The sequence below is a fragment of the Yersinia sp. 2540 StPb PI genome (assembly GCF_052217165.1).
In the GTDB taxonomy this organism is placed as follows: Bacteria; Pseudomonadota; Gammaproteobacteria; order Enterobacterales; family Enterobacteriaceae; genus Yersinia; species Yersinia enterocolitica_E.
This window is the reverse complement of record NZ_JAZGQC010000003.1, coordinates 105,443-118,431: the sequence shown is the minus strand read 5'-3', so window position 1 is coordinate 118,431 and position 12,989 is coordinate 105,443. Positions and strand designations below refer to the sequence as shown.

Below are 12,989 nucleotides of genomic sequence, written 5' to 3'. Positions count from 1 at the left end.
CCGCCGGCACTACCGGCAGCGAAAATACCACTATCGCCGGCATTACCGGCAGCGAAAATACCACTATCGCCGGCATTACCGGCAGCGAAAATACCACTACCGCCGGCACTACCGGCAGCGAAAATACCACTACCGCCGGCACTACCGGCAGCGAAAATACCACTACCGCCGGCATTACCGGCAGCGAAAATACCACTACCGCCGGCACTACTGGCCGCGAAAATGCCACCGCCGAGGATCATGGGGACAACAGGCGCGAAAGCGGGTCCGTCATCTGCATCGGGGCCGGTAATCTCTCAGGCAATGAGTATCGGGCCGGTCAAACCTGAACGGTTAGATAGTATTTCTGAGTCCAGAGCCAAAGAATTTGAGACCCAGATACGTGAACATGGTAAATCAAATAAACCGACAGGTCTGTCCTCAAACGAAGATCGATACTATGACAATCTCACCAATTATTATGGAAAAAATATCAGGTGGAAAAAAATCGTCGAAAAAGGGCGGGGGAAATATGCTGAATTTTATGAAGCTCCTCCCAGTTCGGTATCAAAACCCGATGAATACCGGCTGCGCTATGAGGAAAAAATTGAACCCAAAGCCAGTACAACCCCTTATATAGGTAAGGACGGTAAAGTAGTCACACCTGTCGGAAAGGTTACGGATATAAAGGTCAAGGGAGAGCTGCACTCCTTTTATAAATTCAGGGTGTCGGATGACGGAAAAGTGTTCGTTGTGGATAACATGTACGGGAACCGGGATGCTATGGTTACCACGGAAGGGATAGGAAAACCGCTAAAAATGAATGAACTTCAGGGGGAGTTCATAAGGAAAAACAGTGAGTTGCTTAATAATGTCGAGTTTATTACGCAGGAGAATATCGCGAATGATAATACGGATGCAACGATGAGACTGATGTTTGGTCACAAGGGGCTTCTTGCGAGCAAGAATGAGCCGATAGTCCTGCGGCCGGAAGGAAAGACGAGGGATGCCTTTGATGCCATGTTGACCACACCCAATGTACAACCGACAGCGCGGATGTTAAGTACCTATCCGGAGTTTGGTAAGCGGATAAAAGAGATACGCATTCAAGGGGTTGTACGCATAACTCTGGTTCTTGAACCGATTAGCCCGTCAGCTACGACACAAAATCCGACAGTGAGCATACCGCCGCCGCCGGCACTACCGGCAGCGAAAATACCACTACCGCCGGCACTACTGGCCGCGAAAATGCCACCGCCGAGGATAATGGGGACAACAGGCGCGAAGGCGGGTCCGTCATCTGCATCGGGACCGGTAATCTCTCAGGCAATGAGTATCGGGCCGGTCAAACCTGAACGGTTAGATAGTATTTCTGAGTCCAGAGCCAAAGAATTTGAGACCCAGATACGTGAGCATGGGAAATCAAATAAACCGACAGGTTTGTCCTCAAACGAAGATCGATACTATGACAATCTCACCAATTATTATGGAAAAAATATCAGGTGGAAAAAAATCGTCGAAAAAGGGCGGGGGAAATATGCTGAATTTTATGAAGCTCCTCCCAGTTCGGTATCAAAACCCGATGAATACCGGCTGCGCTATGAGGAAAAAATTGAACCCAAAGCCAGTACAACCCCTTATATAGGTAAGGACGGTAAAGTAGTCACACCTGTCGGAAAGGTTACGGATATAAAGGTCAAGGGAGAGCTGCACTCCTTTTATAAATTCAGGGTGTCGGATGACGGAAAAGTGTTCGTTGTGGATAACATGTACGGGAACCGGGATGCTATGGTTACCACGGAAGGGATAGGAAAACCGCTAAAAATGAATGAACTTCAGGGGGAATTCATAAGGAAAAACAGTGAGTTGCTTAATAATGTCGAGTTTATTACGCAGGAGAATATCGCGAATGATAATACGGATGCAACGATGAGACTGATGTTTGGTCACAAGGGGCTTCTTGCGAGCAAGAATGAGCCGATAGTCCTGCGGCCGGAAGGAAAGACGAGGGATGCCTTTGATGCCATGTTGACCACACCCAATGTACAACCGACAGCGCGGATGTTAAGTACCTATCCGGAGTTTGGTAAGCGGATAAAAGAGATACGCATTCAAGGGGTTATACGCATAACTCTGGTTCTTGAACCGATTAGCCCGTCAGCTACGACACAAAATCCGACAGTGAGTATACCGCCGCCGGCGGCACCTGAATTCCCGTTCAATGACAGTGGTTTTTTCAAGAAAAATAATATTGAGCATTTGACGGAGAATCGATATCGCAAAGAACTTGCCGAACGGGGGGCTGTGTCAACGTCTAACCCTCGGCCCGAGGGCCAGCATAGGCTGGAAGGCGCAGAGGGCATGCCGCAGTTGTCGCTCGTTGATCTGCCTATTATAGGTAAAATCGTGCAGGACCATAAGATTAAAAAAAGCCTAAATGAGTCGTTGCCCATCGCCCGCACTAAAATAGAAAACGCCATGACAGTCAGGAAAGACCCCAACTTAAGTGAAGAAGTCGCGTTAATCGAAAAAGCGTATTTTGGTCAAAATTTCAATCGCCAAGAACAGCTACACAATGATTTGTTCAAGCTTAAGCAGGGTTTGGAGAAAATCAATATAGATAATTTTAAATTTAGCAGCGATGCTGCGTCGACAACCGTAGCGGCCTTGGACACCAATCAATATCAGATGCTAGGCCGTAACCCTAACGCCAAGGTTATTCATGTCGGACGTAATGGCTTCCAAGCCTATTATGAGCTGATGGGAAAAAGCAAGAACGCGGTTGCCGATGTATTGATACATGAGCTGTCACATGGCGAGTTAAACTCTCTTGATTTTGTCTATATTGGCACCAAGAATCTTCCCAATAAGGGTGATGTGGATGTGTATGAGCTGATTAATCTGGGCAATAACCAGCTAGTACGGCCTGCGGGGGCTAGCGCGCCAGTAAGCCGATTAGGTGGTGCCGACCTAAAACAGATCAACAATATTGGCATAGCGGGCCCCAAGAGCATAAAAAACGCCGACTCGTTAGCTCAGTATGTCTCTTTACTGGATAAGAAAATTAGCAATCCAGCGGGCTTTACCAAGGACTACCAAACGCTGCAAGCCGCCGCCTTGCAGTCTCGGGATTTTTCACAGCGCCTGGAGGGTTCGGTGGTGCTCAGTCGTGGTCGTCGTGATATGGCAGACGAAGCTCCAACCTTGCCGCGTATGTTGTTGATGGTGGGAAAGAACAATGAAATTGCCGAGGTGGAGTGTTACCTGCCGATAACCCAGGCGGAAAGGATGCCGTCAGGGGGGCTGTTGCATTAAGGCGTCGTCAGGTAACAAGTGTCAATTATGGTCTAAAAGGGTTGTGTCGCATGATGGCGTTGTCCGGTAACATGCTTTTTTTTGATGTTGCCAGCCCATGCATCTGATCCGAAATGCCTTCAGTCGCCTGCATTACCCCGCCGATATTATCGCTCAGTGTGTCCGCTGGTATCTTGCTTAGTGCACATGATACGTAAAGGGCAACTCTAACATCCCGATGGCGAGGAGTTATCACCATCGGAACAGTTTTATCTGTTGGCTGCCTAAAAAACCGACATAGCACCTTTTGCTGACTTGCCTGCACTAATGCGACAGAGCCCTTTGTTTTCACTCGGTCGTAACGCCTTTCAGAATCCAGTCTTAAATAATCCTATCCTGAGGACAGTCTTATGCCTTACTCCAATGAGTCGAAGGAAAAAAAAACAACGTCAAAAGAAACCGAAAGGGATCACGTTGACGAGGTCTCCCAATGGCTTAGCCAAGGTGACGCTGGCCCCTCGTCGCCTGATGAGGGAGGAGATATCTCTGTACGGCAGAAGGCCGGAAGCGACAATGACAGTTTGTTCTCTTTTATTCGTAAGGCACATCTACAAGAAGCTCAGGAATTCAGGCGTAAGGGGTATAACAGCCAGGTGCCCGAGGTTGACCCGAGGTTAGTGACGCAGCTGCATGACGCCGTGACCGCTGCCAAATCCCGCATATACCTCCAGGCAAGCGTTGGGGGACCGCTGGGTTCCCTATGGCTACTGGAGCAGATAGGAAAAATAGAGCGCTTCACAGGCAGGCTTTCAGACGACCGCATACAAGACTGGGTCGAGCATGAACTGCCGCGCAAAAACAGTGAGGGAGCAGAGGAGACTTCATTGGGGAGCAGGAGCGTGGCCCAGTCGTTGGTAAGGCGGCTGGAGTTAACCCTGCAGACGTTGATACGTGTTGTCCATACCCTGCGTGCTATTGATGACTACAGCACGCCGGAAAAACGGCGCGACCTGCTCGTCACTGAGCTTACCGACGCGTTCTCTTCCCGTGATGACAATACGGTGATACAGGCTCTGGGGAGGATGACCGCAGAGGTTGCAGGAAATGCCGCCTGGTCTTCCCTTATACAGGCCCGGGCAGCGGCATGGGAGGCCGATAAGCCGATCACCTTCGGTGTGATGATCGAAACCACACGGCACGAAGCAGAAAAAGCCAATAAAAAAGCCCGTGAGCTGCAGGGCGCTTCGCAGGCTTTCTTTAGTGATGTTGCCGCCTTTCTCCAGAGCCTATCCCGCGATTTGGCAACAGCATCGATTAACGTAAGTCAGAGCGTTTCTCCCCAGGTCATGCCGCCTGTGAATAATGATGAGGTGGCTGCGCCGTTGTCACGATCAAACACACTCACGCAGAGAATCAAGACGGGTTTTGCTAAGAAAAAGGAGCAAGGGCAAGTGGTGCTTGCGGTGGCGAAAAGCTATGCGTATAGGGGCGCTGGGATCCTACGGCATGGTCATACAACTGAAATCCCATCAAAAGAACCCGAACACGTCATTGCCGATTCCATCATCAGAAGCATTTTATGGCAGTGGCAACAGCCGGCAATAAAAATTCAATACGCCAGCGCTGCGCTGTTGTCAAAAGTGGATGAGCTGCAAAAAATAGAAGGGATACTTTCATCCTACGCTGTGACGCCTGGCAAGGGAAATGAACAAGAGGGCAGCGATATTTCGGTCAGTCAGCCGGGTGAGGATGAAATGGATGCACAGGTCAGGCAATGGGTGAATGACAGCCTTGAACAGGAAAACCCCGAAAACCAACTGACAGCAAAAGTGGCGGTGCTGGAGCAGTTGCTGGGCGGTGATATCAACCACGCTCAGACCGTTTTGGCGCGTCTGGGTAACACAACCGAGAATATTCAGAATATGCTTCGGCGGCAGCGGTTTGCTGTTCTGAAAATGATTGTTGAACACCTCCCCGATATTGCCCTCTCCCTAAAGGCGGTGGATAAACTGCTGCCGGATATTGCCAAGGACCTCACTGCGAGTATTGCTGCCTTGGATAAAGCCCTACTGGCAGTAGCATCCCCCACACGCGACTTTGCCGAAGCTAAAAAACAGGTTGGCTATGCGCAATTGCTGGCGACAAAGGTTAAGGAAAATATATCGGCAGAGTCCGCACGGCTTACCGAAAGGCCGTTGGATGAATATTCTCGGGGCTCACGCCTTGCCAAACATTGGGCTAATCTTGCCAAAGAACAGAACCTGAGCAATTATCCGCCGCTTGATGCAGAACATGCATTTTCCTCACTGAAAAAACAGGGTCTGTTAGACGGGGTTCTTTCAACCGGAGACCCGGAGGGGTATCTCTTCGCCACCCGGCTTGCCGGTGAGCTTGAAAATGCCCGCAATGATGAATTGAGATTACCGATGAGTCCGGAGCAATATACTGCATTAGAAAAGGATCTTGTTGAGTATATTGTGAAGTGGGGGCAAAAGAGGATCTCACACGGGGGAGCTCGTATCGTTATTGAACTGTCTTTTGAGCAGGCATTGAATACGGTGGCATTCAACTTGTCTAATCTTGCTCGAGTACCATATAAAATCCTTAAGGCATCGATAAAAATACCTTACAACGTTAACAAGGTAAACAATTATACCATGCCCGGTCACGATAAGCCCTATAAGGCTATTTATGGCTTGCTGGGAAAGAAATTAAAGCAACTTGGCTTTAATTTAATTACGGCACCTGTGCCTGGGGTGGTCAAGTTTGCAGCCGGTTCTTGGGTGGCTGCAGGCGCAACTTTGTATAATTTACATGTTGGGAGTAGAGAGAAAACATTTAGTGCGATTTATCAACGAATAGCGGAAGGGAAAAAAAGGGAAAAAATAAAAATGGACTCACCGGGGGGGATGCTTTTTGATTCTGTGATTGATGGCACTTCTACGGCTGCTTTTAAAGGGATACGCAGGACCTGGCAATCAGAGGGAAGTGAAAGCGGCGTTATTTTCGATAAACAGTACGTTAACGAACATGTTGGTGACGCTAATGAGGAAACACTTCCGCAAGCGCAATGGGGTGAAATGGCGGCCGAAAATGATAACGCTGCATGGGCGAATGCTGCGGCGAACGAAAGAGAAGTCGAGCCGGTGAGTCATTCATCGTCATTACAGCAACAAACCGATGTTAAGCCGTTCTCTGATAATCGTGACCCGACTTCCGACCAACCCCGAGTCAGACGTAAACGGACAGTGGTGAATGAGGCTACCGCTCAATCTCATCAAGAACCTGATACAGCACCAGTCAACGCGACTCTAGAGTCAGAACATTTTGATTTTGATCGTGGCATACGTTATCAGGACTTCTCCGATGAACAGAAAAAACAAACCTATTTACATGCCATTAAATTCGTATTACTTCAAATAGAAAATGATGAAAACTTACGACAAGAAATTAGGAGTAAGGCCTCTCTTGCCAGGATAGGTGCCAAGATCGCAGTTCCTGTTGATATAAAAGGATACAAACTGAATAACACAATTTTCCTTCCTGATAATGCGGGCTCCAAATCGGGGGTTCTTATCCGTTTAGATTCGGAAATACCTTATTACTATGTCAGCGAAGGGAAAGACCTTTTAGCAAACATTGAATGGGCCATGCCTTACAATGCTGCTGAGCGTGGTCCTGTGAAATTTTATCTCAACTCTAAGGTGCCTAATAGTAATCACAGTGGAATTGATATACTCAATTATATCAGGACAGGGAGGTTCAACTTTGAAGAATACTTTAATTATAACGATCCAGAGCCGATGGATATTGCGAGTCTTTCTGAAAGACTCGCTAATACTATCGAGGCCGATTATAAGCTTAAGAACGCGACCCCAACAAACAAACTATTAATTTCCAGAGCGATTGTAGGCGCCCACATTCCTGACCCTGGGGTCAGTGCAACCGAAGCAGGATATCATCTTGACTTCACCTGGGCTAACTTGACTGCCGCAGAGTATCTGAGGTCATTCGCACGACCATTCTCTACCCTCAGTGGGGAGATGCAGTTAATTTCCAGCTCCATTAAGGGGGAAACGGTACAAGAAACAGAGTTGCATGTACATCAGGCTGAATATATAGGAAGCTGGGTTGACGCCACGGTAGGGGCTTTCACATCATTTACACCGGCAGGGTGGGTTCTCAATACCGCGCAATCAGCAGCGGACATTGCAGCTGATGTGACAGAGGGTAAGGAGCCTGACCCATTAGCGATTACTGCTTTGATTGTAGGGTGCATTCCTGGAAGCAAAATTGCAGCTAAAGTAGGGAAATTCAGCCGTATTGGCGGTAAGGCTGTTAAGTACGGCTTGATGCTTGGAAATAAAACTGTCGATCTGGCAATCGTGGGGAAAAGCATTAAGACAGCCGTAGACACTGGTGAACCCCTTGCCATTTATCAGGCATTTCTGGCCAGCGGCATGAGTGTTAAGAATTCTTATGACATGGCGAAAAATATGTCATCAAAGCTAAAAATAAGTAGAAAAATGGAAGAGAGTGCTCCACTGGAAAAACTTGAAGCGCTCCAAAATAATGCTCCCGAGTATTCTTTAAGCTCGACAATGCCCGTGCGCACATTCAGCGTTGGGGCGACAGAAATGCTCGGGAAAATAAACCATGGGGGAATTGAGATATCCAGGAATAACGGAGTCACCTGGGAGAGGGGAAGTAAACTTCATTTGTTAGCGTACAGGCTACAAAATGCCGGTGGGGGGCGCCAGCTTCCTGCAGAGGGTAAATCAACATATCAGGACCCTACACAATCAGATGAGAATCCATCGGAATATGAAAAAGATGCTCGGGTGATGGAATATTCAGGTCCCTCCGGCAGTAATCGGCTAACATTTGATCAAGTCACTAAACACTATATAAATCTTAATATACCTACCAGAGTTATATTATCCGGAAAATTTGCTAGGACAAAAATTCAGTCTTTTGATTCTAACTCTTCGAAATTTAAAAACAGTAATGACTTTACTCTTGCCCGTGCTAAATTTTCCACTAAAAAAAGCGTTGAACTTATGCCTTCGGACTCACTGACCGCTTCGCTTGACGATATGGAAAGTAAGACACTAACCTTAACAAGTCAGCTTGAACAATACTCAGGAAGTGATAAAGAAGCCATTACCGAAAATCTGAAGATTATCGGAGAGGCTCTGGATGACATAAGGAATAATATTAATTCATCTGATAGCTCCATTTATGGACTGGTTAAAAAAGGTGTATCGCCGGGAGATATAAGTAATCATTATGGAATGGTTCATTTCAAATATACAATTGAGAATGCCCATCTTTATTTGAGTGACCTTATTGCTCATCCTTATGTTATTGTTAATAAATATCCTATTTTTAAGGAATATTTGATCAGTAATAAACCCACTCTTGAATCTGATCTGTCTCGATATAACATAAAAAATATAGCCCGGTATCTTGGCGTTAAAGCCGCGCGCCGCGAGATTCATTATTATGAATCCATTCCAGAAGTCAAAGTGGAGACATTTTCGTTTAAGGGTGCTAATCCGATTACTCAAAGGATGGGTTATAAACTTGAAAATATTTCTAATTTGTTTTCAAAAAAACAAATTTATGACAAACAGTATGACAGCGGCGATCTGGAAGAGAGCCGTTCCCGTCAAATTAGTAACGATGATTTTCAAAAGAAAATAGACAATCTGAAAGCTAATGTAAGAGATTCATTTACACCCGTCCAGCCTATAAAAGTAATATCCGATGAAGCAACTGATAGGGAGATAAAGAGAATAATGACGAACGAAAATGCAGACATAATTTCCCACAATATTACTGATAGAGAAAACAGTATTGATAATGAGATAAAGGTTTTTTCTGATAAAGTTATCAACTCTGTTAATAATGCATATGACAAAGTATCTAAAGTGAAAGCCATTTTTGATTTGGCAGAATCTCGACCAAAAATTAAGGCCAAATTTAAAAAATTGCTTGATAAAGCTGCTGGATTGAATGATGAAGTTATCATTGATATTGATAAAGTAGATGTTTCTGCTATATCAGACATGGTCTACAACAGATTTAAAGATAATGTCAATAATCTATACGATTTCCTTCACTCACAAACGAAAGGGAATTATGATTCCTTTGTTTTATTTAAACATCGGCATTTTAATTCATCCCAACCTGATGCCTTTGCCCTGCCCTTTGACAGTAAGAAAAGAATTCTGCTGGCTATGTTGCCAGACAATCAGCGCCACGGCGGGTTAGTTGACACGGTGGTCCATGAAGCTTCACATAATGCTGCTTACACACGGGATCATACTTATCTCGGGAACGTGCGGGCTGACACCGGTTCATTTCCTTCCTCATTTGAGGATTCATCAGTTCGCGAAACGAAATATTTTTTTGCAGACGAACGGATACGTGGGCTGAGTACAAACTATGCTCTCGGTTTACCAGAAAATGCTAAACCCAACAAAACGCAAGCAACAGAGGCAAATGTTCTTTTGCAAAACAGCAGGCTGATAAAAGCAAACACACTTCTGGATGCTGCAGAATATAATACATTTATGATTGACGTTTTAAGTAGAGCCAGAATAAACGGCTCACGTATTGATTTCGACGCTGCTGTACCCAGAAATAAACGCTCTGTTTACGATGATAATCATAGGCTTGATGATACAATCATGCTGGCTTCATTGAGAGTTTCTCTTTCGGGCACTATTGCAAAAATCTGGTGATGGTAAGCTGCTAAAGCGCCATTTTGGCTGAAGGAGTAACACATAACCCCATTCAAAGGTCGACATTTTCAGAGTGCTATTATCTTCTGGGCAGTGCGCTGGTACTGCAAATACGGGATTGGGAACAGCCACGACGTATCCTTACCGATAAAGCACCGATCTACGGCAGAGCGCTGGCGTTGTTGAAACGAGAAGGGAAATACTTGCCGTATGTAGAGCACCGACAGATGAAATACCTTAACAACGTGATTGAGTGTGACCACGGTAAGTTGAAGCAGATAATCAATCCGATGTTAGGCTTCAAAACCATGAGGACAGTTTACCCTCTAAACTGAGCAAGCTGCCACGGCGCAGACGGGGATGGGCATAAGTCATATGCCAGCATACAGAGGCTTGTTGGTCATGGTGCTGAATGTCAGTGAGGGTAAAGCTACAAGTGCTTAAGTTACTGAGCAGCAATTGAAAATAAGCTTCAAGTGAACTCAATCCCTGATGTTCTCCGACGGGATCGATAAAGTGGATATCGCGATGATAAACATCAGATAGCTTGACCAGACGTGCTGTATCCAGCGTGGTATAAAATTGTGAAAAACGTGCCAGCAGTGCTTCAGCATTACTCATGGCGATGCTCCGCAGTATGGGTTAGCAGAGCGTGGTTATCGATAAACGTAATATTCAAGCCAGCATCGCACCAAGCGGTTGTGTCGCATTAAGGTACAGTCCGGTAGCCTGCTGTTTTTTTGTGATGTTGCCTGCCCATGTCTCTAATAAGAAAATCCTACAGTCGCCTGCGTTACCCCGTCGATGTTATCGCGCAATGTGTTCGCTGTTATCTTACGCCCTGAGCCTTAGCAACCTGGAAGAGATGATGGCTGAACGCGGTATTACCGTTGACCATTCCACGTTACACCGCTGTGTCATCCGTCTGGTGCCATTGCTGGATAAGGTATTTCGCTAACATAAACGCTCAGTGGGTCGTCGGTGGTGAATGGATGAAACCTATATCAAAATCAAAGGCCAGTGGAAATATCTGTACCGCAAGGTGGATGCTGCAGCTGCATTACGCATCTTTCGCAAGGGCATTCGCCACCACTATGAACCTGAGATAGTGACCCTTGATAAAAGTGGCGGCAACACGGCAGCGCTGACTACACTCAACGCCGACAAACCAGAAGAAGAAACCATTACTGTCAGACAGAACAAGTATCAGAGTAACTGGGTTGAGTAAGCTCACCGGAATATAAAACGCCGCATACGACCCATGCAGGGATTCAAATCGTTTAGATGGGCACAGACGATCCTAGCCGGCATCGAACTGATATATATGATACGCAAAGGACAATATCAACATCCGCAAAATGAGGGATTGTCAGCAGCAGAATAATTTTATCGGTTAGCTGCCTAAATAAACGGCAATACCACTTTTGCTGACCTGCCGACGTTATCGCGACACAACCTTTTGCGGCCCCGCAGGTAGAGGTAGCTATCGGAGTGGAGGTATTGAATCGCCTGCTGACCCCGCGCGACCGCATTGTGTTCGCAAGAAGGCTAAAACTGCCTAAATTAAAGTGGGTAAGGGAAATTTTAACCTTACTCTATCCATGCACCAACACCATTTAGAGTGGCTTAAGGAACGGTAATCCACCTTTGGTATTCATTCCCTATACATTGGAATACCTGAATTGGCGCATTCAAAACACCATCACCGAGCGCATCCATACAGAGTCCAGTTCCCGCATTAAAATAAACTCTTGTACTGTCTACTTTTAACCACTGCTGCTTAGCGCTATTATTACAGATATCCGTTACGACTCTTGAATTACTGTTTACCGTGAGACACCGTGTTGGCTGGTTTGCTTGGTGAAATCGGTAAGTCTCATCTTGCGAGAATACTTGATTACTGTTTACAGCACAATGCCATAGCCCCGCGATTGCTCCTCCCCCCAATAAATCAAGACAATATCCATTTGCATCATTTTTCAATTGCCTATCAGCCACCGGAATCCCGACATTATCACTCAGTGTGCATACTTGTTCCGCCGTACACACCGATTTTGCAATGGCGGCGCAATCTCCATAGGTGTAAGTGGAGCTACTGGTGGGTAACACCGTACCTCCATTGGCTTTAGGAATGCCATACACCGCTATAGTTCGAGGGACCTGAGCACAGGTAGAAGGTTGCTCATTACCCTGCGCAAAATTTTCCACCCATTCAGATAGTCGCGACAATCCTCCATAGCTTGCTGGAACTTGGATCGTAGCAACTGTTGTGGTGATGGCTGTCGTCGTATCTGTAATAGTAGCCATCCAGCCATTGCTGCCTGATTTGGCAACTTTAATTCTATAAGTGATACCTTCTTTCCAAGGATAGTTTATCCAGCATTGAACTCCACTTCCTTCATGACCAAAGAAAGCACACTGAGAACCTGTCGCTTCTTGCCATGCTGTAGCTCCCCAGATAGAAAAATTCAACGCCTTTTCATTGGCATTCCTGCTTTGTAAGCCCGCATACCCACCTTCTTGACTGCCAATGAAGCCCCACTGATGTGCCCAGTAAGTCCTTCCGTTATATCCCGGCTCAGCGGTTATTGTAATTGTGAACTCCATATCATTAAAACCCTGTGATGTGGCTGGCCAGGCACGATTGATTGTTGCCATTCCTCCCGCAACGATAGCATAAGCTGTAGAGTGCATAAGACAAAAAAGGAGTAGAATTATTGTGTAGAACACTGAGTGTATTATTTTCATTTTTGTATAACCTCTCAAGGTCTTTAGTTAATTTGACGTCGTAATCTTCATGCTTCTACGGAGTATATTGGAGATATCCTAATACGACTAAGATCAATGTATTCTAGGATATTGATAACATAAAATAATTACGAAATAAAAGTTAGCGAGATAATTATATTAGTGAGAGACAAAAGTAACGCTGCGACAACTTTACAATCGTTTATAAATTAATTTAAT

General features: G+C 45.9%; 5 protein-coding genes and 3 pseudogenes. 6 read left to right on the top strand and 2 right to left on the bottom strand.

From position 1 onward, the window contains the following. From V1956_RS24465 to V1956_RS24445, 5 genes and pseudogenes are all read left to right on the top strand, one after another. On the top strand, positions 1-329 hold a 329-nt coding region (locus tag V1956_RS24465; protein ID WP_442825905.1), incomplete at its 5' end, for a hypothetical protein. Beyond that, positions 304-3,294 (top strand): hypothetical protein, encoded by a 2,991-nt coding sequence (locus tag V1956_RS24460; RefSeq protein WP_442825904.1) that lies wholly within the window; start codon positions 304-306, stop codon positions 3,292-3,294. The genes V1956_RS24465 and V1956_RS24460, both read left to right, overlap by 26 nt. Positions 3,295-3,391: 97 nt before the next feature. Continuing rightward, positions 3,392-3,472 (top strand): annotated as a pseudogene (locus tag V1956_RS24455) (IS6 family transposase); the annotation flags it as partial. Between the two features lie 211 nt (positions 3,473-3,683). Continuing rightward, positions 3,684-10,022 (top strand): hypothetical protein, encoded by a 6,339-nt coding sequence (locus tag V1956_RS24450; protein WP_442825903.1) that lies wholly within the window; start codon positions 3,684-3,686, stop codon positions 10,020-10,022. Positions 10,023-10,150: 128 nt separating this feature from the next. Beyond that, positions 10,151-10,345, top strand: a pseudogene (locus V1956_RS24445) (DDE-type integrase/transposase/recombinase); the annotation flags it as partial. Here V1956_RS24445 and V1956_RS24440 read toward each other — a convergent pair. Then, positions 10,323-10,643, bottom strand: a complete 321-nt coding sequence (locus tag V1956_RS24440) for a nuclear transport factor 2 family protein (RefSeq protein WP_442825902.1) — start codon at positions 10,641-10,643, stop codon at positions 10,323-10,325. The pseudogene V1956_RS24445 and the gene V1956_RS24440 overlap by 23 nt on opposite strands. Before the next feature lie 137 nt (positions 10,644-10,780). On the opposite strand from V1956_RS24440, the pseudogene V1956_RS24435 reads away from it, so the two are divergent. Then, positions 10,781-11,406 (top strand): annotated as a pseudogene (locus V1956_RS24435) (IS6 family transposase). A 242-nt stretch (positions 11,407-11,648) separates the two neighbouring features. Here the strand turns inward: V1956_RS24435 and V1956_RS24430 are convergent. Next, on the bottom strand, positions 11,649-12,770 hold the full coding sequence (locus V1956_RS24430) for a DUF3472 domain-containing protein (RefSeq protein WP_442825901.1): 1,122 nt from the start codon (positions 12,768-12,770) through the stop codon (positions 11,649-11,651). Between the last annotated feature and the right edge of the window lie 219 nt (positions 12,771-12,989).